Source organism: Mesorhizobium sp. P3_B5, from assembly GCF_056402815.1.
The window spans coordinates 220,702-241,265 of record NZ_JBFUGR010000001.1 but is presented as its reverse complement, the minus strand read 5'-3'; the positions used below and the strand labels follow the sequence as shown (position 1 = coordinate 241,265).

19 protein-coding genes and 1 tRNA gene are annotated in these 20,564 nt (G+C 61.0%); 9 read left to right on the top strand and 11 right to left on the bottom strand.

Annotated elements, in window-relative coordinates; translation table 11 throughout:
- Position 1 precedes the first annotated feature (1 nt).
- The 3 genes from pyrE to rpoZ form a co-directional block, all read right to left on the bottom strand.
- Complete coding sequence (gene pyrE / locus AC1DVW_RS01135) at positions 2-580, bottom strand: orotate phosphoribosyltransferase (RefSeq protein WP_477243902.1); 579 nt, start codon at positions 578-580, stop codon at positions 2-4.
- Between the two features lie 82 nt (positions 581-662).
- Complete coding sequence (locus AC1DVW_RS01130) at positions 663-2,891, bottom strand: RelA/SpoT family protein (RefSeq protein ID WP_477243900.1); 2,229 nt, start codon at positions 2,889-2,891, stop codon at positions 663-665.
- A gap of 128 nt (positions 2,892-3,019) precedes the next feature.
- On the bottom strand, positions 3,020-3,421 hold the full coding sequence (rpoZ, locus tag AC1DVW_RS01125; protein WP_454588394.1) for a DNA-directed RNA polymerase subunit omega: 402 nt from the start codon (positions 3,419-3,421) through the stop codon (positions 3,020-3,022).
- A gap of 342 nt (positions 3,422-3,763) precedes the next feature.
- On the opposite strand from rpoZ, the gene AC1DVW_RS01120 reads away from it, so the two are divergent.
- Positions 3,764-4,345 carry a LabA-like NYN domain-containing protein gene (locus AC1DVW_RS01120; RefSeq protein WP_477243898.1) on the top strand — a complete coding sequence of 194 codons (582 nt, stop codon included), beginning with the start codon at positions 3,764-3,766 and terminating at the stop codon, positions 4,343-4,345.
- An 11-nt stretch (positions 4,346-4,356) separates the two neighbouring features.
- Complete coding sequence (locus tag AC1DVW_RS01115; RefSeq protein WP_477320750.1) at positions 4,357-5,013, top strand: uracil-DNA glycosylase; 657 nt, start codon at positions 4,357-4,359, stop codon at positions 5,011-5,013.
- Positions 5,014-5,023: 10 nt separating this feature from the next.
- Here AC1DVW_RS01115 and AC1DVW_RS01110 read toward each other — a convergent pair whose 3' ends face one another.
- Positions 5,024-6,037: a zinc-binding alcohol dehydrogenase family protein gene (locus tag AC1DVW_RS01110; protein WP_477320749.1), complete on the bottom strand. Its 1,014-nt coding sequence runs from the start codon at positions 6,035-6,037 to the stop codon at positions 5,024-5,026.
- A gap of 112 nt (positions 6,038-6,149) precedes the next feature.
- On the opposite strand from AC1DVW_RS01110, the gene AC1DVW_RS01105 reads away from it, so the two are divergent.
- The gene (locus AC1DVW_RS01105) at positions 6,150-6,509 is read left to right on the top strand and encodes a winged helix-turn-helix transcriptional regulator (protein WP_477243893.1); all 360 of its coding nucleotides are present in this window, start codon (positions 6,150-6,152) and stop codon (positions 6,507-6,509) included.
- A gap of 16 nt (positions 6,510-6,525) precedes the next feature.
- Here AC1DVW_RS01105 and AC1DVW_RS01100 read toward each other — a convergent pair whose 3' ends face one another.
- Positions 6,526-6,999, bottom strand: coding sequence for an Lrp/AsnC family transcriptional regulator (locus AC1DVW_RS01100; protein ID WP_023727560.1), 474 nt, complete (start codon positions 6,997-6,999; stop codon positions 6,526-6,528).
- A 140-nt stretch (positions 7,000-7,139) separates the two neighbouring features.
- Between AC1DVW_RS01100 and AC1DVW_RS01095 the strand changes: the two genes are divergently transcribed.
- Positions 7,140-8,051, top strand: a complete 912-nt coding sequence (locus AC1DVW_RS01095) for a DMT family transporter (RefSeq protein WP_477320748.1) — start codon at positions 7,140-7,142, stop codon at positions 8,049-8,051.
- Position 8,052: 1 nt separating this feature from the next.
- Here the strand turns inward: AC1DVW_RS01095 and AC1DVW_RS01090 are convergent, their stop codons facing one another.
- The 3 genes from AC1DVW_RS01090 to dapA all read right to left on the bottom strand — a co-directional run bounded on the left by AC1DVW_RS01090 (position 8,053) and on the right by dapA (position 10,244).
- Positions 8,053-8,781, bottom strand: coding sequence for a glycoside hydrolase family 25 protein (locus tag AC1DVW_RS01090; RefSeq protein WP_477320747.1), 729 nt, complete (start codon positions 8,779-8,781; stop codon positions 8,053-8,055).
- 76 nt (positions 8,782-8,857) lie between these two features.
- Entirely contained in the window at positions 8,858-9,337 is a 480-nt protein-coding gene (gene smpB, locus AC1DVW_RS01085) for an SsrA-binding protein SmpB (RefSeq protein ID WP_111549164.1), read from the bottom strand.
- Positions 9,338-9,362: 25 nt separating this feature from the next.
- Positions 9,363-10,244 (bottom strand): 4-hydroxy-tetrahydrodipicolinate synthase, encoded by an 882-nt coding sequence (gene dapA / locus AC1DVW_RS01080; RefSeq protein ID WP_477320746.1) that lies wholly within the window; start codon positions 10,242-10,244, stop codon positions 9,363-9,365.
- A 247-nt stretch (positions 10,245-10,491) separates the two neighbouring features.
- On the opposite strand from dapA, the gene AC1DVW_RS01075 reads away from it, so the two are divergent.
- Both AC1DVW_RS01075 and AC1DVW_RS01070 read left to right on the top strand, forming a co-directional pair.
- The gene (locus AC1DVW_RS01075; RefSeq protein WP_477320745.1) at positions 10,492-12,525 is read left to right on the top strand and encodes a lytic transglycosylase domain-containing protein; all 2,034 of its coding nucleotides are present in this window, start codon (positions 10,492-10,494) and stop codon (positions 12,523-12,525) included.
- 327 nt (positions 12,526-12,852) lie between these two features.
- Positions 12,853-13,752, top strand: a complete 900-nt coding sequence (locus AC1DVW_RS01070; protein WP_477320744.1) for an alpha/beta fold hydrolase — start codon at positions 12,853-12,855, stop codon at positions 13,750-13,752.
- Between the two features lie 58 nt (positions 13,753-13,810).
- Here AC1DVW_RS01070 and AC1DVW_RS01065 read toward each other — a convergent pair whose 3' ends face one another.
- A complete protein-coding gene (locus AC1DVW_RS01065; protein ID WP_477321554.1) occupies positions 13,811-14,827 on the bottom strand; it encodes a tyrosine-type recombinase/integrase in 1,017 nt (338 codons plus the stop codon).
- A 288-nt stretch (positions 14,828-15,115) separates the two neighbouring features.
- A complete protein-coding gene (locus tag AC1DVW_RS01060) occupies positions 15,116-16,249 on the bottom strand; it encodes a porin (RefSeq protein ID WP_477320743.1) in 1,134 nt (377 codons plus the stop codon).
- Between the two features lie 450 nt (positions 16,250-16,699).
- On the opposite strand from AC1DVW_RS01060, the gene AC1DVW_RS01055 reads away from it, so the two are divergent.
- The 3 genes from AC1DVW_RS01055 to AC1DVW_RS01045 all read left to right on the top strand — a co-directional run bounded on the left by AC1DVW_RS01055 (position 16,700) and on the right by AC1DVW_RS01045 (position 18,399).
- Positions 16,700-16,790 (top strand) — tRNA-Ser (locus AC1DVW_RS01055).
- 92 nt (positions 16,791-16,882) lie between these two features.
- A complete protein-coding gene (locus AC1DVW_RS01050; protein ID WP_477320742.1) occupies positions 16,883-17,143 on the top strand; it encodes a GIY-YIG nuclease family protein in 261 nt (86 codons plus the stop codon).
- Positions 17,144-17,232: 89 nt separating this feature from the next.
- Positions 17,233-18,399 carry a porin gene (locus AC1DVW_RS01045; RefSeq protein ID WP_477320741.1) on the top strand — a complete coding sequence of 389 codons (1,167 nt, stop codon included), beginning with the start codon at positions 17,233-17,235 and terminating at the stop codon, positions 18,397-18,399.
- A gap of 381 nt (positions 18,400-18,780) precedes the next feature.
- Here the strand turns inward: AC1DVW_RS01045 and AC1DVW_RS01040 are convergent, their stop codons facing one another.
- Positions 18,781-20,460, bottom strand: a complete 1,680-nt coding sequence (locus AC1DVW_RS01040) for a tetratricopeptide repeat-containing sulfotransferase family protein (protein WP_477320740.1) — start codon at positions 20,458-20,460, stop codon at positions 18,781-18,783.
- Positions 20,461-20,564 lie beyond the last annotated feature (104 nt).

Below are 20,564 nucleotides of genomic sequence, written 5' to 3'. Positions count from 1 at the left end.
TTCAGATGTTGCGGCTGCCCGGCTTGATCGCCGGTATGGCGGCGAGCTCGGGCGGCAGCCTGTCGGCCGGATAGGCCGGAACCTCATATTCGGCAAGCGCGATCAGCGGCACGCCGACATTGGTCTTGCCGGCCGAGCGATCGATGATGCAGGCGGCGGCAACGACCTCGGCGCCGAGCTCGCGCAGGCATTCGATGGTCTCGCGGATCGACAGGCCGGTGGTGACGATGTCCTCGACGATGACGACGCGTGAACCCCTGGCGATCTCGAAGCGGCGGAGCCTGAACTCGCCCCCTTCCCGCTCGACCCAAATCGCCGGCACGCCAAGGTGACGCGAGGTCTCGTAGGCCGGGATCAACCCGCCGATCGCCGGACCGACGACATAGTCGATCTTGCCTGTTACAGCGGCGCGGATCTTTGCGGCCAGCGCCTTGCACAGGCGCTCGGTCTTGTCGGCATGCATGAACACCCGCGCCTTCTGCAGGAAGACCGGGCTGCGCAGACCCGACGTCAGGATGAAATGTCCCTCGAGGACGGCGCCGGCCTCGCGGAAAATACCCAGCACTTCGTCGGTGTTCATCTTGCCTTGTCCCCCAGGCCCGTTAGTCTTGTTTGACCATGATCTTTTCCGAAAACCGGTTCCCACTTTTCGGGATCATGGTCTAGCCATTCACGCGCCGCGCATCGCTGACGCTGGAATTGTCCTTGAGCTGCGACAGCAACCGGTTCAGGTGCTTCAGATCCCAGACTTCGAGATCGATCAGCATTTCGGTGAAATCGGGCGCGGTGCGCACCATCGACAATGTATGGATGTTGGCGTCGTTGGAGGCAACGACCTGGGCGATGTCGGCCAGCGAGCCCGGCGCATTGATGGCGGTGACCGAGACACGCGCCGGAAACCGCTCCTTGGTGCGCTCGTCAATGTCCCAGCGCACGTCGATCCAGCGCTCGGGCTGGTCGTCAAAGGCCTGCAGGGCCGGCGACTGGATCGGATAGATGGTGATGCCGGTTCCCGGCTGCACGATGCCGACGATACGGTCGCCGGGCACGGCACCTTCCGGCGCGAAGCGCACCGGCAGGTCGCCGCGCACGCCGCGGATCGGCACGGCGCCGTCCTTCGGCTGGTCCTTGTCCTTGCGCGCGGCACGGCCCGGAATCTGGAACAGCATGCCGGCGGCGTTGCGGATCTTCGACCAGCCTTCCTCGCGCTGCTTGGGCGCTGCCACCGTGACGCGCTCGTCCTTATAGTCGGGAAACACCGCCTTCATGACGTCGGTGGAGGCAAGCTCGCCGCGGCCGACCGAGGCCAACACGTCCTCGATGTCCTTGCGCGCCAGCCGGTGTAGCACCGGCTTCAGGTTTTCCTTGGCGAAGGTCTTGCCGGCCCGTTCGAAAGCCCGCTCCAGAATGCGGGCGCCGAGGCCGGAATACTGCTTGCGGATGGCATTCTTGGTGGCGCGGCGGATGGCCGAGCGCGCCTTGCCGGTGACGACGATCGATTCCCACGCAGCCGGAGGCACCTGCGCCTTGGAGCGGATGATCTCGACCTCGTCGCCGTTCTTCAGCTCCGTCATCAGCGGCATGATGCGGCCATTGACCTTGGCGCCGACGCAGGTGTCGCCGACATCGGTGTGCACGGCATAGGCGAAGTCGATGGGCGTCGCGCCGCGCGGCAGCGCGATCAGCAGGCCCTTGGGCGTGAAGCAGAACACCTGGTCCTGGAATAGCTCCAGCTTCGTGTTTTCGAGGAATTCCTCGGGATTGTCGCCTTCGGCAAGCTGCTCGATGGTGCGCCGCAGCCAGGCATAGGCGTTGGTCTCCTTCGAGATCGCATGGGCAGCACCATTCGTCTTGCCGCCGGTGTCCTTGTAGATCGAATGCGCGGCAACGCCGTATTCGGCGATCTTGTTCATCTGATGGGTGCGGATCTGCAACTCGACGCGCTGGCGCGACGGGCCGACGATGGTGGTGTGGATCGAGCGGTAATCGTTCTGCTTCGGCGTCGAGATGTAGTCCTTGAAGCGTCCCGGCACCATCGACCATGTGGTGTGGATGGCGCCGAGCGCGCGGTAGCAATCCTCCATGGACTCGACAACGACACGGAAGCCGAAAATGTCGGACAGCTGCTCGAAGGATAGCGCCTTGGCCTCCATCTTGCGGAACACTGACCACGGCTTCTTCTGGCGGCTCTTCACGCTGGCCTTGATCGCATGCTTTTCGAACAGCGTGGACAGCGCCTTTTCGATCTCGGACAGCACGTCCTTGTTGCGCTCGAAGATTTCGGCGAGCCGGGCGGTGACGGCGCGATAGGCTTCCGGATTGATGAAGCGGAAGGCGATCTCTTCCAGTTCCTCGCGCATGCCTTGCATGCCCATGCGCCCGGCCAGCGGCGCATAGATCTCCATCGTCTCCTCGGCGATGCGCAGGCGCTTGGCCTCCGGCACATGGTCGAGGGTGCGCATATTGTGCAGGCGGTCGGCGAGCTTGACCAGAAGCACGCGGACGTCTTCGGAGATCGCCAGCAAGAGCTTGCGCAGATTTTCCGCCTGCTCGGCCTTCTTGGAGACGAGATCGAGCTTCTTCAGCTTGGTCAGGCCCTCGACCAGCTTGCCCATTTCCGGGCCGAACAATTCGTCGATCTCGGCCCGCGTCGCCGTGGTGTCCTCGATGGTATCGTGCAGCAGGGCAACGGCGATCGTCGCCTCGTCCATGTGCATTTCGGTGAGGATGGCGGCAACTTCGAGCGGATGCGAGAAATAGGGGTCGCCGGAGGCGCGCTTCTGGTGGCCATGCTTCTGCATGGCGTAAACATAGGCCTTGTTGAGCAGCGCCTCGTTGACGTCAGGCTTGTAGCGCTGGACGCGCTCGACAAGCTCATACTGACGCATCATGGGCTGGTTCTCACAGGGCTGAAATGGAACATGCGCCGCACTTGTGTACGGCGCATGTCATAGATAGCCACGAAACGGACGATACGGAAGTGCCGGAGATTGTTCCAGCGACCCCAGATCGAAAGCTCTTAGTAGTCGTCGCTCTTTTCCGGCGGAACCAGGCCTTCGATGCCGGCCAGCAGGTCTTCTTCGGTCATGCGGTCGAAGGTGACGTTGTCCTCGGCGTCGTCGGCATCGGTTGCCGCAACGGCGCCGCCGGTCTGGTCGGCGATCGCCTCGCCGTCGGCTTCCGGCTCGTCGACCTCGACATGCTTCTGCAGCGAGTGGATCAGGTCTTCCTTGAGGTCGTCGGGCGACAGTGTCTCATCGGCGATCTCGCGCAGCGCCACGACCGGGTTCTTGTCGTTGTCACGCGGCACGGTGATCGGCGCGCCCTGGCTGATCTGACGGGCGCGGTGGCCGGCCAGAAGCACCAGTTCGAAGCGGTTGTCGACCTTGTCGATGCAATCTTCAACGGTTACGCGGGCCATGGATTGCCCCTTTCATGCGATGGATTTGATGGAAAACAGGCGCGGTCCTTAACCTGAACGCCGCCAAAATACAAGCTTCATGGCAAGGATGGCAGGATGCCGGCCCTGGGGGCGGGTCAATGCCGGCTCCGCCGCCGGGTCAAGAGCTCGCCGGCAGTGCGGCCGCCTGCGACGATACGGCGTCGATCACAATTGCTTGCAGAGCGGCAACACACCTTGGATTGCCGTAAAACTGGCGCTATCTCGGATGAAGAAAGCTCAGCCGGTTCATTAAAAGCCGAGCGATAGTCACTCACGCATTTTCGTTTAGACGGCCGCATATTGCGAAAAGGGATATTTTCCATGTTCGACCCCCGTGAAAAAATCGCTCTTTTCATCGACGGCGCCAATCTTTACGCGACCTCGCGCGCGCTCGGCTTCGACATCGACTACCGCAAGCTGCTGTCGAGCTTCCAGAAGCGCGGTTATCTGCTGCGCGCCTACTACTACACCGCGCTGGTCGAGGATCAGGAATACTCCTCGATCCGGCCGTTGATCGACTGGCTCGACTATAACGGCTTCAAGGTGGTGACCAAGCCGGCCAAGGAATTCACCGACTCGACCGGCCGCCGCAAGATCAAGGGCAATATGGACATCGAGCTGACCGTCGATGCGCTGGAGCTTGCCGATGTCGTCGACCACTACGTCATCTTCTCTGGCGACGGCGATTTTCGCACCCTGGTCGAGGCGCTGCAGCGGCGCGGCCGCAAGGTCTCTGTCGTCTCGACCATGGCCTCGCAGCCGCCGATGATCTCCGACGATCTGCGCCGCCAGGCCGACCATTTCATCGACCTGATGACGCTGAAGAACGAAGTCGGCCGCGATCCGTCCGAGCGACCGGTGCGCCGGCCCGAGCCGGCCGAGGTCGAAGAGGACGACTACTGACGGCGGCGGCGTTGATCGCCCCCTCCTCCTCCGAACCCGGCCGCGACTGCCCGCTCTGCCCGCGGCTGCATGATTTTATCGCCGAGTGGCGGCAGCGCGAACCGTTCTGGTTCAATGCACCGGTGCCGACCTTCCTGCCGCCACAGGGCGAGGACGCCGTGCGGCTGCTGATCGTCGGCTTGGCTCCCGGCCTGCGCGGCGCGAATCGCACAGGACGCCCGTTCACCGGCGACTATGCCGGCGACCTGCTCTACTCCACATTGATCGCACACGGTTTTGCGCGCGGCGAGTTCAAGGCGCGGCCGGACGATGGCCTGCAACTTGCGGGCACGGCGATCACCAATGCGGTGCGCTGCGTGCCGCCGGAGAACAAGCCGGTGGGCGCCGAGATTACCACCTGCCGGACGTTCCTGGTGCCGACGATCGCGCGCTTTCCAAATCTGCGCGCCGTGCTGGCGCTGGGCTCGATCGCCCACCAGTCGACCGTCAGGGCACTGGGTGGGCGTGTCGCCGCCTACCCGTTCAAGCATGGCGGACAGCTGCAAGCCGGCGGCATCACGCTGTTTTCCAGCTATCACTGCTCGCGCTACAACACCAATACAGGCGTGCTGACCAAAATGATGTTCGTTAGTGTCTTCAGCGAGATCGCAGCGTTCCTGCGGAAATAAAGCCGCGCCCTCAGAACCCCTCCAGCACGATCTTGCCCTTGGCCTTGCCGGTCTCGATCAGCGCATGGGCGCGCTTCAGATTGGCGGCATTGATAGGACCAAACGTCTCGCCCAGGGTGGTACGGATGGTGCCGGCGTCGACAAGCCGGGACAGTTCGTTCAGATGCTCACCCTGCGCGGCCATGTCCTGCGTCTCGAACAGCGAGCGGGTGAACATCAGTTCCCAATGGACCGAAACGCTCTTGCGCTTGAACGGATTGATGTCGAGCGTCTGGGGGTCGTCGATCAAGCCGAAACGGCCCTGCGGTGCGATCAATTCGACGATCGCGGCCAAATGTTTGTCGGTGTTGGTTGTCGAGAACACAAAGGCCGGTGCGCCGATGCCGAGGGCAGCGATTTCTGCAGCCAGCGGCTTGGAATGGTCGATGACATGATGGGCGCCAAGCCCGAGCACCCAGTCGCGCGTTTCGGGCCTCGATGCGGTGGCGATCACCGTCAGGTCGGTCAATTGGCGCGCAAGCTGGACTGCAATCGAGCCGACGCCGCCGGCGCCACCGATGATCAGGATGGCATTTGCGGCGCCTGCGACGGGCTTCTTCACATCGAGGCGGTCGAACAGCGCCTCGAAGGCGGTGATCGCCGTCAGCGGCAGCGCCGCCGCCTCAGCATAGTGAAGCGAGCTCGGTTTGCGGCCGACAAGGCGCTCATCGACAAGGTGGAACTCGGCATTGGTGCCTTGCAACGCCAGCGCACCGGAATAGAAGACATCATCTCCTGTTTTGAACAGGCTGGCGTCCGGACCCGTCGCGACCACCTGGCCCGCAGCGTCCCAACCAAGCACGCGCCAGCTTCCGGCTTCGGGTTTGGCGCTCCTGCGTATCTTGGTGTCGACCGGATTGACCGAGATCGCCTTCACCTCGACCAGCAATTGACGGCCCTTCGGCTCTGGCTTGGGCAGGTCGATATCGACAAGGGAGGCCTCATCGGTGATGGGGGCTGGGATCTGGTAGCCGACGGCGCGCATTCTGTTATCTCCGCAATTGCTGTTGGGCGTTGTCGGGGGGAGAGATGCGGCTTATGCTCGCAAAGCGCAAGAATGCACATATAAAGCACATAGTGTCGAAAAGGATACCGTCATGCCGCGCATCCGCCATGAGCGATTCGACTGCAGCCCCGGCTGCACCGTGGAGGGAACGCTTCGCTATATCGACGGGAAGTGGAAAGGCGTCGTGCTTTTCCATCTGCTCGCGGGCACGATGCGCTTCAACGAAATTCGCCGGCGGATCCCGAACTGCACACAGCGCATGCTGACAAACCAGCTTCGCGAATTGGAGACGGATGGGCTCATCGCCCGCAAGGTCTATGCACAGGTGCCGCCGAAGGTGGAATACAGCCTGACGCCGCGTGGCAGGAGCCTGGAGCCGGTGATCACCGCCCTGAAAGTCTGGGGCGACGCGAATGTGACGCTGGCGCCGGAGGTTTCTCAAGCCGCCTGACTTCAGGCGCGCCGTCTCATACCGGCAACAGCGCGTCCGGCTTCACATCTGATATCGACGCATAGGTGTGCGTCTCCCTGACACCCGGCAACGGCAGGATCACGCGCTTGAGGAAATCCTGATAGGCGGCCATTTCCGAAATGCGCGCCTTGACCAGATAGTCGAAGCCCCCGACGACCATATGGCATTCCAGCACTTCAGGGGCTTTGGCCACCGCCTCGGCGAAACGGTCGAACACATGCGGCGCCGCCTGGTCGAGCCTGACTTCGATGAAGACGAGTGTGCCGCGGCCGATCTTTTGCGGATTGAGCACAGCCCGGACCGCAGTGATGAAACCGTCACGGAAAAGGCGCTTCACCCGCTGGCTGGTGCCGGTCGGCGACAGGCCGACACGGGCTGCGAGATCGAGCGTGGTGCGACGCCCGTCCTCCTGCAGCAGCCGCAGCAAGCTGCGGTCGATGGCATCGAGCTGATCGGATTCATGATTCACGTTCGCATTGCCCTATTTGTGTGAATTACACTTTCATATCGCGAAAACAGCATATTTTGTCGCACCATTTTCAACAATAGGCTGCGCTTCCAACGAAGGCCATCCGGAGAAAAAAGCCTCCGTTGGCAGGATCGAGCGGGATGAGCATGCGCGCGACAGAGAACCGAAACACGAAGCCGGCAATCCTTGCCGGCATGGCCATGATCGGCATCTACGCCGTGCAGTTCGTCGCAGCCCGCTTTAGCCTGCGGGAGCATCTGACGGCGACGGATCTCGCGACCTTGCGCTTTGTCGGGGCCGGCATGGTCATGCTGCCGGTGGTCTGGCGCATTGGCCTGGCAGATATCAAGGTGTTGGGCTGGCGGCGCGCGCTGACGCTGGCGGCACTGGCCGGGCTGCCCTACCCGATCATCATCAACTGGGGCCTGACCTATGCGCCTGCCGCGCATGGCGCAGCACTCTGCCCGGCCTCGATCGTTTTCTTCTCATTCGCGCTGTCGCACATCGCCACCACCGACAAAGCCTCGCACCAGCGAACCATCGGCGTCGCCGCCATCATTGCCGGGCTGATCCTGTTCATTGCGCCGGTGCGCACAGACAGCGACATGAAGGGTGTCCTCTTCGGCGATCTTCTGTTCATCGGATCAGGCCTGATGTTTGCCGCCTATGCCGTTCTTGTGCGGCGCTGGCGTGTCGATCCGGTCACGGCGACCTCAACGGTGGTGCTCCTGTCGTGCCTGCCGCTGCCGCTGCTCTATCTCTTTGCCCCGAGCGGTCTTCGCGTCGCGGCAGTGGCAGAGATCGCCAGCCAGATCGTCATTCAGGGTTTTTTGGCCGGTGCGGCCGCCATGTTCCTCTATACCTATGTCGTCCGACGGCTGGGGTCGCAGACGGCATCGCTGTTCATGCCATGCGTGCCGATCGCAACGGTCCTGATCGCCACGACGGTGCTTGGCGAAACGCCGACAAGCGCGCAGTTTGCCGCCATCCTGATCATGGCAGCAGGGATGGCCTTTTCGGCCATCGCCAGACCTGCGGCCAAGACTGCCTGATTCAGGGCGAGGGCGAGGGTTGTGCAGATGGCGCAAACAACTCGGCCAGCCTTTGCTGCCCGCCCTGCAGCACATTGAGGTCGACATCGCCCTCGATGCCATCGACCCGGCCCTTGTTGTGGTACTGCCAGTAGATCCAGCCGTCCTCGCTCGGTTTGATCGCCAGCGAGCGCAGCCAGCGCTGACGCACAGCTATCTGTCCGATATAGGCCTCCTCTGCCTCGTCGGTCAGGTATATGATCGCCGGCTTGCCGAACGTGGCTTCAACCGGCCCGAGGAAGGCCTGGAGTTCCGCGCTCAGCTGTTCCGGCGACGGGCGCTGCGGGCAGTTGCCGCCGAATTCGACGTCGACCACTGGCGGCAGCAGCGGCTGATCGTGCGGCACGACCGCAATGAAATTCTTCGCCTGGTCGGCGCCCGGCCGGCAGAAGGTGAAGAAGTGATAGGCGCCGACAGCAAGACCGGCCGCGCGCGCCTCGCGCAGATTGGTGGCAAAAGCATCATCGACATGATCGCCGCCTTCGGTTGCCTTGATGACGGCGAAGGCGACATCATCGGCAGCAACGCGTCGCCAGTCGATCTCGCCCTGATGATGGGAAACGTCGATGCCCCTGACCGGATAAGAGTCGCGATCCGGTGAGAATGTCTTGAAATAGAAAAAGCCGCTTGCCGCTACGATGCCCGCAACGACCAGACTGGCCGCGCTCCAGAGGATGATCCGGTTCTTCAAGCTTTCTCCGCACGTTGCCGCTGCAGCAGTTCGAACCTTGAAAGCTGAATGTCTGGCTTTTCTGGGGCTGAGGTTCTTAGCCTCGTTCCTTCATCAGCCGGCCCTTCTCGCGCGACCAGTCGCGCTGCTTTTCGGTTTCGCGCTTGTCGTGCAGCTTCTTGCCGCGGCCGACGGCGAGCAGCAGCTTGGCACGGCCCTGGTCGTTGAAATAGATTTTCAGCGGCACCAGCGTCATGCCTTCGCGGTCGACGCTTTGCGCCAGTTTTGCCATCTCGCGCTTGTTGAGCAGCAGCTTGCGGCGGCGGCGCGGCTCGTGGTTGAAGCGGTTGGCCTGCAGATACTCCGGCAGATAGGAGTTGATCAGCCAGATCTCGCCGCCCTCGACCGAGGCGTAGCTGTCCTGGATGTTGGCCTGGCCCTGGCGCAGCGACTTGACCTCGGTGCCGGTCAGCACCAGGCCGGTCTCGATCGTGTCGAGCACCTCATAGGAAAACCGCGCCTTGCGGTTTTCCGCAACGGTTTTGTTGTTGGGATCGGCTTTTCTGACTTGATTCATGATGTGGAGAGGTGGCGCCTCATCCCTAGTTTATCAAGCCGGCGTGTTTCAAAGCCGCATCGATCTTCTCGGCAGTCGATGCCTCGATCGTCACCAGCGGGGAGCGCACCACGTTCTCGACCTTGCCCAGCTTCGACAGCGCGTATTTGGCGCCACACAGGCCAGGCTCGAGGAAGATCGCCTTGTGCAGCGGCAGCAAACGGTCCTGCAGTTCCAGCGCCTTGGCGCTGTCGCCGGACAGCGTCGCCTCCTGGAATTCGGCGCAAAGCCGCGGCGCGACGTTCGAGGTCACCGAGATGCAGCCGACGCCGCCATGGGCGTTGAAGCCAAGCGCGGAAGCATCCTCGCCCGAAAGCTGGATGAAATCCTTGCCGCAGGTGGCGCGCTGCTCGGAAACCCGCTCGACCTTGCCGGTGGCATCCTTGACGCCGACGATGTTCTTGAAGTCATGCACCAGCTGGCCCATCGTCTCCGGGCTCATGTCGATGACCGAGCGCGGCGGGATGTTGTAGATGATGATCGGCAAGCTGGTTGCCTTGGCAACGGCTGCGAAATGCGCATAGAGGCCGCGCTGCGTCGGCTTGTTGTAGTACGGCGTGACGACGAGTACCGCGTCGGCACCGGCCTTTTCGGCGTATTGGACCAGACCAACCGCTTCGGCGGTGTTGTTGGAGCCGGCGCCGGCGACGACCGGAGCACGGCCCTTGGCCACCTCGATGCACACCTTGACGACCTGGCGGTGCTCGTCATGCGACAGCGTCGGCGACTCGCCGGTGGTGCCGACAGGCACAAGACCCGTCGTGCCTTCGGCGAGTTGCCATTCGACAAACGCGCGAAAGGCTTTCTCGTCGAAACGCCCGCTCTTTTCGAACGGTGTCACGAGCGCAGTAAGCGAGCCTCTCAGCATGTCGTCCAACTCCTTGGGACTTCTCAGGTTTTGTCTTCTTGGGTTTGTCGTGCGCCTTCTAGCCGAAAGCGAAGCGGCGCACCATAGTCTCGACATTGTTGCGCGGCAAGCATTGCCATGGTGCCAGCACGCGCAATTCGACCGACCTCGCTAACCCTTTGTTTACGGGCTCTTCACGACCTAAGTCTAGGCTCTCAGGCACCTGGGCTTGCCATTTGAGGTGCCGCAACAGGGAAAGATCAGGATCATGCCGGCCAGTCGGCCACTCCGCTTCGTATTGCTTGGCGCCGTTGCCCTGCTGATGGTGGGGACGGCGGCAAACGAGAGCGTCGACGAGCAGACGACCTCATCGATCCCGATGCCTGGCCTGCAGGACGGAGCGCAGACTGATGCGCCCTCCGCCAGTATCGTCGTGTTGAAAGGCGGTCTCGACGCGTTGGCGACCGGCGATATTGCCGCGTCACGCGCCGTGCGCGAAACATTGCCGGCCAATTCGCTGGACCGCCATATCCTGGCTTGGGCGATCGCGCTCTATGGCGGCGACCGTGTGCCGAGCAGCGAGATTGCCGATACCGCAAAGATGCTGCCTAACTGGCCGGGCACCATTGCCTTGCGCAAGAACAGCGAGCGCGCGCTCTACCGCGAAAGCCCTTCGCCGCAGACGGTGGTGAAAGCCTTTGACGGAAGCCAGCCGCTGACCTTCGAAGGCGTGGTGATCCTGGCCCGCTCCTATGTTGCGCTTGGCAATGCCAAGGCCGCGCTTTCAGTTTTGTCGCCGTTCTGGCGCACCGAAAAGCTGGAAGCCAAAGACGAAGCGGCCGTCGTTGAGGAGTTTGGCGCCATCATCCCGGCTGCCGACCATCGTTTCCGCATGGAACGGATGTTTTATGCCGACCGGGAGAATTCGGCGCTGCGGGTCGCAGCACTTGCCGGCGCGCAACCGCTGGCCGATGCCTGGGCCGCCGCCGCGCGTGGCGACAAGAACGCGGCCAAGCTCTTGAAAGCAGTGCCTGCAGCACAGCGATCGGCCGGCTATTTCTTCGCGCAAGCCGAATATCTGCGCAAGCAGCGGAAGTTTGCCGACGCCGCCGCGGTGGTGATGAAAGCGCCAACCGATCGCGACGCGCTGGTCGATCCCGATGCCTGGTGGGTCGAGCGCCGCGTGCTGTCGCGCGCACTGGTCGACCAGGGCGACTGGAAGACCGCCTACAAGATCGTTGCCGCACATGCCGCCGAAAGCCCCGCCAGTGCCGCCGAGGCCGAATTCCACGCCGGCTGGTATGCACTGCGCGGCCTCAACGATCCCGGCACCGCGTCCGGACATTTTGCCCGCATCGCCGATCTTGCGCAGGGGCCGATGTCGCTGTCGCGCGCCTATTACTGGCTCGGCCGCGCGGCGGAAGTCGGCGGTCCCGGCGATGCGAAGGATTATTTCACCAAGGCAGCGGCCTATGGCACCACTTTCTACGGCCAGTTGGCGGCGGAACGGGTTGGCCTGCGCACGCTGAACATCGCCTACCCCGAGCCAAGCAACGCAGACCGCCAAAGCTTTGACGGACGCGAAGCGGTCAGCGCCATCAAGCGACTGCAGGAGGCAGGCTACGACCGCTATGCCGATACGCTCTACCGCGACCTCGCCGGGCAATTGACCAGCCCCGGCGAGCTGGCGCTGCTCGCCGTGTTGGCGGAAAAGCAGGGCAATCATTTTCTGGCCCTGAAAGTCGGCAAGATCGCCGGTGCGCGCGGTATCGATGTCGGCGCGCTGTCGCATCCGCTGGGCGTCATTCCCGATTCGGCCAATATTTCCGGCTCGGGCAAGGCGCTGGCCTATGCGATCGCCCGCCAGGAAAGCGAGTTCAACATCGGCGCCGTCTCCAGCGCCGGCGCGCGCGGGCTGCTGCAACTGATGCCGGGGACCGCCAAGCAATTGGCCAAGAAGGCCGGAATGACCTTCTCACCGGAACGGCTGACCAGCGATGCCGGCTACAACGCGACCTTGGGTGCCGCCTTCCTTGGCGAGCAGCTCGACCGCTTCAACGGCTCCTATGTGCTGACCTTCGCCGGCTACAATGCCGGTCCCAACCGCGCCAGCCAGTGGGTAGCGAAATATGGCGACCCGCGCGGCAAGGACATCGACGCGGTCGTCGACTGGATCGAGCGGATTCCCTACACGGAAACAAGAAGTTACGTGCAGCGCGTTATGGAGAATTACGAAGTCTACAAGATGCGTATTTCGGGGAAGTACGACATTGTGGGCGACCTGGTGAACGGGCGGAGCTGAGGCGGCGCATTCTTTGTGATGGCGTTTGCACGACGCTCAACATTGTTCCGTTGAGTTCCTTCGCGCCCCCCTCTGGCCTGCCGGCCATCTCCCCCACTTGGGGGGAGATCGGTTGTAGTCGCCGATTTCGCCAATCTCCAACTTCGCAGGAAGAGTGCAGCGCCCGAACCGCCAATCTCCCCCCAAGTGGGGGAAATGTCCGGCAGGACAGAGGGGGGCGCTGTCCCTCCGACACTTCCAAGATTGTCAGATCACCATGTCCTCGATTTGACCATCCCAGCCCTCGCCTGTAGCAGTCGGAGACGATCCGCCAGCGAGTCCTTTTCTATGTCGAGCACTGAAGGCTTCTCCGATTTCTTCTACGCCGCTCCGGACGGCCTCCAGCTCCATGCGCGCCTCTATGGCGAAGCGAACTCCGGACATTGGCCGGTCGTCTGCCTGCCTGGCCTGACCCGCAACGCGCGCGACTTTCACGAACTGGCGCTGTACCTCTCGATGCAATCGGAAAACCCGCGAAAGATCGTCGCCTTCGATTACCGCGGCCGTGGGCGATCCGCCTACGACCCCGATATCAGCCATTACAATGTCGGTGTCGAAGCGGGCGATATCCTCGCCGGACTGGCAGCGCTCAACATCGCGGAAGCGGCCTTCATCGGCACGTCGCGCGGCGGGCTAATCGTCCATGTGCTCGGCGCGATGCAGCCGGCGGTGCTGAAGGCGATTGTTCTCAACGACATCGGCCCGGTGATCGAGGCAGATGGACTTGCCCATATCCGCTCCTATCTCGATCCCGCGCCGAAGCCGAAAACCCGTGCTGAGGCGGTCAGCTCCCAGCGCGGCGCGCATGGCGCCGATTTTCCCGCGCTGACCGAGGCTGATTGGGAGCGGATGGTGTCGGCGCTTTACCGCGAGGCGGATCACGGGCTGATGCCGGATTTCGACCCGAGGCTGCTCGAGACTTTGGCGGGCCTTGACCTCAGCAAGCCGTTGCCGGATCTGTGGCCGCAGTTCGAGGCGCTGGCAGCCATACCAATGCTTGCCATACGTGGCGCCAATTCGAGACTGCTGTCTGCCGAAACACTGGAAGAGATGCGAAAGCGCCATCCCGAGATGGAAACAGTCACGGTCGAGGGTCAGGGCCATGCGCCTTTCCTCGAGACCGGCAGCCTGCCTGGCGCGATTGCCGCCTTCCTGGGCCGGGCCGGGCAACAAGCTCAGATGAAGTAAATCCCAGGACAAAATAAGTCCTGGGATCGCTATCCAAGTATAGGGCAGTTCGGCGGAACTATTTGGCCTTGGAGCTCTTCCCCGCCGCCTTCGCCGTGCCGGCTTCGCGCTTTTGCTTGGGTCCTGCCGAAACAGGCGTGGTCAGCGGAGACGAGAACACTGACTTCTCTGCGCTGGCGGCTGGCCCTTCGCGGGGCGTCTCCAGCACGACGACGCAGCCGTCGAGATCGTTGGTGGCCAGATGCGCGTAACGCATGGTCATCGACAGCGTCTGATGGCCGAGCCACATCTGCACGCGCCTGATGTCGATGCCGCCCTGGACAAGACGCGAGGCGCAAGTGTGACGCAAAATATGTGGCACCACCTGATCATCGGCGCCAAGGCCGACTTCGGCTTTCGCATCGTTCCAGATAGCGCGGAACTGAGCCTGGCTGAGCTTGGTGAACGGACCCTTGGGCCGGCGGCCTTCGGTGACCGGCAGTTTGATCACCTCTTTTACCCGTTCGGTCATCGGAATGGTGCGGCTGCGGCCGGATTTGGTGATCCAGAAGGAGACGCGATGCTCCTGGATGTCGTTCCAGATCAGCCCGAGCGCCTCGCCGAGGCGGCATCCTGAGTCGACCAGGAAGACAGAAAGCCGATAAGCATCCTCGCTGCGGCTCTTGATGGCGGCGAACAACCGCGCCTCTTCGTCCCTTTCGAGGAAACGAATCCGTCCCGCCCGCTCCTTCTGGCGGCGAAACTCGGGCAGGCTGTGGATATCCCCCATCTTATGAGCCTTGCGCAGCAGTTTGCTGAGGGCAGCCATCTTGCGATTAATGGTTGCGTTGCTGTTACCGCGCTGGCGCAAGGTACCGATAAGGTTATCGAGGGTGCTTTGGTCAAAGGCGCTGAAACGCTCGCCGAGGAGAATCTCGTCTATTTCGCCGATGAAAGAGCTGACATTGTATTTATGCCGCCCATCATCCCAAAGTATGTCCCGGTATGCTGAAAATAGCTCTCCGACCCTATGCGACTTTACTTCTCTGATCTTGTTGTAGCTGTATCTTATTTTCGAATTTTGAGAAGAAAACATCGAAAACTGATCGGAGGGTTCTCCCTCTTGAATCGCTTCGTTCGTCATTAATTGCCACACCCCCGAGTGGATAGATCAGACCTATCCGCTTGGAAGCGTCCTTTCAAGAGATTTGATCACGCAGTCGTGATTTCATCCGCCATCAGCGGATCCCACGAAATCAGCCCACGGACCTGTTCAGCTACCCGAACCCCCTTCTCCTTCTCACTGCCATGGCCAAGCCACGAAAACAAAACAGCCCGGGCGTTGAAGCACCCGGGCTGAATTTCACCTGTAAGGAACCAGCCCTTAGAACGAGCGCTGGAAGCGGAGGATACCGCCGACGCCATCGCTTTCGCCGTGCCAGTCACTGGTCGCCTTGTTGAAGTAGTCAACTTCGGCGGTGACCGTGAAGCCCGGGACAACATCGTAAGCAATGTTGGCAGCCAGACCAAAGGTCTTGCCGTCGTCATACGATGCCTGGACATTGAACGAGGTCTTCTCGTTGATGGTGTACGAACCACCACCCCAGATTGCCCAGCTGCCGTCCCAATTCTTGAAGAAGTTGTGGCCGGTGTTCGGATCGGCAAAGTCGGAGTCACTGCCGTAGCCGCCGATGATGAACAGCGACAGGTTCTGCATCGGAGTCACGTCCAAACGAACCTTGCCGGCCCACGCTTCCCAGTTGCTGTCATAGGCGGCAACTGCGGTGATTGCACCCCAGCCCTGCGTGTACTTCACGCCGCCGACGACATGCGGAACGTAGCTGTCGATGGTGTCAACGCCAGCGCCTTCTTCGAGCGACAGCACGGCAGAGAAACCGTTGCCAGCGTCGAAGTAGTACTGGATGACGTTGGTGTCGAAATTGCCGTAGGGAACGATGGTGTCGTCGATGACGTTGCCGGCATAGCCGATGAACGTATTGAAGGCCGATTCGTCCTTACCGACGCGCAGGCCACCGAGCTGGATCCAGGCGAAGTTCAGCGAGGGTGTCTTGTTGTGCGCCTGCCAGCCGGCCGGATCGTAGCCGGCAGCGAAGGGGGCAGTCTGGTCATCGTAGTCGCCCGAACTGTTGCCGAAGTTGAAGCGGGTCTCGGTGAAGGTCTTCAAAGTGCCGAGCTCGGTTTCCTGGCCGGTCCAGGTCTTCAGCGTGAAGCGGGCCTGCTTATAGTAGGTGTCGTTGCGATCGGTCGGATCCAGGTGATCCGGAACGTTCTGAACGCCTTCGCGGTCACCCACGCCGATGTCGTAACGGACAAAGCCGCCGATGCGCAGGCAGGTTTCGGTGCCGGGGATGTAGAAGTAGCCCGAGCCGTAGACGTCGCAGATCTTGACGTATTCAGCGGGTTCCGGCTCGGCGACGACGACGGCGTCGGCGGCGCGCGCACCGGAAACTGCGATCAGGGCCGCAGCGGAGCCGAGTAGAAGGCTCTTGATGTTCATTTTCTGACCTCCAGTCAAAAGTTAAAAAACGGGTCTGGGTATTCTTTGCTGAAGGACAGCGTTCCCTGCCCCATCCCCACTACTGAAAAAGATGCGCACCGCGCCGCTCCTTCGAACTCGACATTACCCATGAGGCGGCGGCGTTCAACCACGATCGTACCGGCGAAAGGTCTGTGCGGGCGCTATCCCCATGTGTTGTTGCACAAATGACACGATTTGGCCTCAGTCAGAAAGCTCTCATTAACCTTCAGGCCCCTTGCGGCCCTTGCAATCTGGCCGAATCCGGCGATGGGCCGCCGGAATTGCGGCCAGGTTCCGAGTCGCCGGCCAGGGAATTGCCGCAGAATCGCCGCATGCCGGGGCGGCATTTCAAAAGAAGCCGGATTTTTCGATGATAATGGCGCCGGCTTGTTGATTGTGCCGACGCTTTTCTTTATCCAGCGGCGCAACGGAGAGGTGGCCGAGTGGTCGAAGGCGCTCCCCTGCTAAGGGAGTAGAGGTCAAAAGCTTCTCGTGGGTTCGAATCCCATCCTCTCCGCCACCCTACACCCTGCGGGCTTCGGTGGCAGGCCACCCGGAACCGCAAGCGGGCGTAGGGTGTCACCCGAAGCTACGAAGTAGCGTAGGGGGACCATGGGGTACGCCTATTTCCTGCAACTCCATAACGGCGATGTCTATGTCGGATCGGCAAATGACCTTCGACGCCGTTTCGAATCGAACCGATCGGGCCATGTGACGTCGACGAAGGCTTATCTGCCTGTCACCTTGAAGGCCTACATTGGGATTGAAACCGAGGCCAACGCACGGCAACTCGAGCGATATTTCAAGACCGGATCAGGCAAGGCCTTCGCGAGCAAGCGGTTTTGGCCGACAGAGCCAGCTGGCTGCTCATAAGGTTTATCTATTTGAAATAAAACAGCAAAGCAGAACAGTGGACTGCTTTTCATCGACCTCCGCCTTCGATTCTGACTGGAGGTCAGAAAATGAACATCAAGAGCCTTCTACTCGGCTCCGCTGCGGCCCTGATCGCAGTTTCCGGTGCGCGCGCCGCCGACGCCGTCGTCGTCGCCGAGCCGGAACCCGCTGAATACGTCAAGATCTGCGACGTCTACGGCTCGGGCTACTTCTACATCCCCGGCACCGAAACCTGCCTGCGCATCGGTGGCTATGTCCGTTACGACATCGGTGTCGGCGACGTCGGCTCGTTCGATGGTGCGAAGTCCTTCGACCACAAGGATGGTGACGAGCAGGACACCTTCTACAAGAACGCCCGCTTCACGCTGAAGACGTGGACCGGCCAGGAAACCGAACTCGGCACCTTGAAGACCTACACCGAAACCCGCTTCAACTTCGGCAACCGAAACGGCTACCCCTCGGCAGACGATCCGGCAACGGAAGCAGATGAATTCAACTCCAACCCTGCCGGCAACAAGAACGTTTCTCTGAACTTCGCCTGGATCCAGCTCGGTGGCCTGCGCGTCGGTAAGGACGAATCGGCCTTCAATACGTTCATCGGCTACGCCGGCAACGTCATCAACGATACGCTCGTCCCCTACGGCGATTTCGACACCAACGTCGTCCAGTACTACTTCGACGCCGGCAACGGCTTCTCGGCCGTGCTCTCGCTCGAAGAAGGCTCGGGCGTCGTCGGCACGATCGACAGCTACGTTCCGCATGTCGTCGGCGGCGTGAAATACACGCAGGGCTGGGGCGCCATCACCGGCGTCATCGCTTATGACAGCAACTACGAAGAGGTGGCCGGCAAGGTTCGCTTGGACGTGACGCCAATGCAGAACCTGTCGCTGTTCATCATGGGCGGCTATGGCACGGACGACAATCTGTCGGATCCGACCTGGGCAATCCCGGCCGGCGGCCGCGGCTTCTACAAGCAGTGGAGCGGCAACTGGGCAGTCTGGGGTGGTGGCACCTACACCATCAACGAGAAGACCTCGTTCAACACCCAGCTCTCCTATGACGAAGGCAAGAACTTCGGCGCTGCGGTGAACATTGCCTACGACATCGTTCCTGGCTTCACGGTCACGGGCGAAGTCGACTACCTGCACCTTGGCGACGATACCGTCTCCAACTGGACCAATGCCGACAAGAAAAACAGCGTCGGTGGCATGCTGCGCTTCCAGCGCTCGTTCTAATCAGCGCCTGATCTGAGCACCATAGAACCCGGCGGGCAACCGCCGGGTTTTTTCGTAAAAAGTGGTTTGTGGATCGGGGTGAAGGATCACTCGACCATATGACGCGTGTTTATCCGCCCCTGATGAGCCGAAAAATTGCCCAGTCTCAAATCACAACCCGATCGCACCTCATGCCCTGCGCAGTCAGCAGCGAGAGAGTGCTCGACCAAAGCCTTGTCCCTAATGCCGTCATCCAACCGCTCTTTACGCAAATTCCAGACGGAAACCCGTTCCACGCTTTTCCTGTAATTGCTCTGGATTGGTCAGTTGCTGACTGGGCAAAGGGGTATTTCGCAGGCTGGCGTAAGTCGTCTTGTTCGCCTCTGATGTCCGTCGCCTGCATCAAACTTCGGCCAGATCACCCAGGGCATCGATCAGTGGCTGAATTTTGCTTCCATATTTTTTCCACCGCTTGACGGACGACGTATAGATCGGCTGACGGACTTGCCAACTGCTTGCGGTGCGGACGGATCCGTCCTTTTCGAAATAGTGAAGACAGGCATCATCCCAGGCCAAGTCAAGGTGGTCTATCAGCCGGCGCGACTGCCCTTCCTGATCCGAAATCATGTCTTCGTAACGATTTTCAAATATGCGCCCTGGGAAAGTTTCCTGCCAGTGATGCATCAAGCGATCGTACTCACGGTAATACAGGCCAATAGTCGTGAGATCAGTTATATAGGTATGGCCCTGACCAATATTTGAAGTAAAGCATGACAGGCAGGTATCGATTGCGTCACGCCTGCAATGTATAATTCGGGCGTTTGGAAACAGAATCGCGATAAGTCCAACAAGCTCAAAATTGTGAGGTCTCTTGTCGACAATGCGGAGCGCGGTTGGAGCCATTTGACGCACATAGGACAGATAGTCCTGAGCAAGCACTTTCGACTGCTCTGCCGTCATCGACATGACAGACCGATCAAAGGCCTCCATCGACTGAGGTGTGACGCCCATTGAAATGGCCATCCGCCGCAATTTGCCGATTTCCCCGGCGCCATGCACCTCCGGGTGGCTGGAACAGATTTGCTCCGTCAGCGTCGTTCCCGAGCGAGGCATGCCAAGCACGAATACTGGTACCTCTGAAGGATCGCCATAACTCGCTCGAGCAGCCACGGTCGCCGGGCTGAACAAGCCGATCAAGGAATCGACTTTGCGGCGATAGGAGGCAATGTCGTAGTAAGCTGCATTCGCTTTGGCCTTGAGGAAATAATCAATTGCCTCTTCATAGCGCTGGAGGTCGTTCAGCACTTTGCCCGCGGCATGATGCAGTTGTTGCGACGCGATTGGCCCAAGATTCGAATTGGACAGCTCGTGTATGATCGATGCGAATTCGGGCGGCTCTTCGGCGAATTTGCGCGTTAATACGTAGGCGCTGTATGCGCGTGCCAGATCGAGCCGACGCTCGATCGATTCTTTGAGATGGGCCGCGGCCTCATCCATGCGACCAAGGCTGGTCAAGGCGCTGGCAAGGCCCGTTCGGACAAGGGGATGATCGCCATTGGTTTCGAGCGCTTTCTCGTAAACGGAAAGGGCACTGTCAGTCTCGCCAAACTCCAGGTAAGCGAGCCCAAGTGCGCAAAGGGCTTCCACCAAATCCGGCTTCAGTTCGCAGGCGCGCTGCAAATGTCTGATCGCAAGCGGATAGTCTCCAACCTTCAGATACGTCTCGCCCAGACTGAAGTGGAAATAGGGATTTTGCGGGGTCTGGCCTACCGCTCGATCGAAGTACTTTATGGACAATTCATTGTCGAAACCGAGCCCAATTGTACCCAGTATGTACAGGGCAAGAGCATGGTTTGGCGTACGCGCCAGAACGCGATGGCACAACTCCTCGGCCTCCGGCAAGCGGCTGGCTTCCTGGAGTTCGAGCGCCTGCCTCAGAAGCATGTCGTCGGCGTGGGCACGCGACGGCAGCACCTTCGGTTGTGCAATTTTCGGCCCAGGTTGCATTTTCTGCTGTGACATTTTCGGCTCAGGTTGAACCTTTAAATGTTTGGACCAGGCGGGAGGCAGGCGATTGTTCATCGCACCTCGCTAGCAAAAAGAGCCGACGGAATCCAGTATGAGACGGGCAGGCCCAGGCGAGTGTAGCGCCATCGACTGGGTCCTTCGCATGCAGCGGTCATTCT

Coding starts and splice junctions, on each gene's coding strand:
- pyrE (WP_477243902.1), bottom strand. CDS start 580: ATGAACACCGACGAAGTGCTGGGTATTTTCCGCGAGGCCGGCGCCGTC.
- AC1DVW_RS01130 (WP_477243900.1), bottom strand. CDS start 2,891: ATGATGCGTCAGTATGAGCTTGTCGAGCGCGTCCAGCGCTACAAGCCT.
- rpoZ (WP_454588394.1), bottom strand. CDS start 3,421: ATGGCCCGCGTAACCGTTGAAGATTGCATCGACAAGGTCGACAACCGC.
- AC1DVW_RS01120 (WP_477243898.1), top strand. CDS start 3,764: ATGTTCGACCCCCGTGAAAAAATCGCTCTTTTCATCGACGGCGCCAAT.
- AC1DVW_RS01110 (WP_477320749.1), bottom strand. CDS start 6,037: ATGCGCGCCGTCGGCTACCAGATCCCAGCCCCCATCACCGATGAGGCC.
- AC1DVW_RS01105 (WP_477243893.1), top strand. CDS start 6,150: ATGCCGCGCATCCGCCATGAGCGATTCGACTGCAGCCCCGGCTGCACC.
- AC1DVW_RS01095 (WP_477320748.1), top strand. CDS start 7,140: ATGAGCATGCGCGCGACAGAGAACCGAAACACGAAGCCGGCAATCCTT.
- smpB (WP_111549164.1), bottom strand. CDS start 9,337: ATGAATCAAGTCAGAAAAGCCGATCCCAACAACAAAACCGTTGCGGAA.
- dapA (WP_477320746.1), bottom strand. CDS start 10,244: ATGCTGAGAGGCTCGCTTACTGCGCTCGTGACACCGTTCGAAAAGAGC.
- AC1DVW_RS01075 (WP_477320745.1), top strand. CDS start 10,492: ATGCCGGCCAGTCGGCCACTCCGCTTCGTATTGCTTGGCGCCGTTGCC.
- AC1DVW_RS01070 (WP_477320744.1), top strand. CDS start 12,853: ATGTCGAGCACTGAAGGCTTCTCCGATTTCTTCTACGCCGCTCCGGAC.
- AC1DVW_RS01065 (WP_477321554.1), bottom strand. CDS start 14,827: ATGTTTTCTTCTCAAAATTCGAAAATAAGATACAGCTACAACAAGATC.
- AC1DVW_RS01060 (WP_477320743.1), bottom strand. CDS start 16,249: ATGAACATCAAGAGCCTTCTACTCGGCTCCGCTGCGGCCCTGATCGCA.
- AC1DVW_RS01050 (WP_477320742.1), top strand. CDS start 16,883: ATGGGGTACGCCTATTTCCTGCAACTCCATAACGGCGATGTCTATGTC.
- AC1DVW_RS01045 (WP_477320741.1), top strand. CDS start 17,233: ATGAACATCAAGAGCCTTCTACTCGGCTCCGCTGCGGCCCTGATCGCA.
- AC1DVW_RS01040 (WP_477320740.1), bottom strand. CDS start 20,460: ATGAACAATCGCCTGCCTCCCGCCTGGTCCAAACATTTAAAGGTTCAA.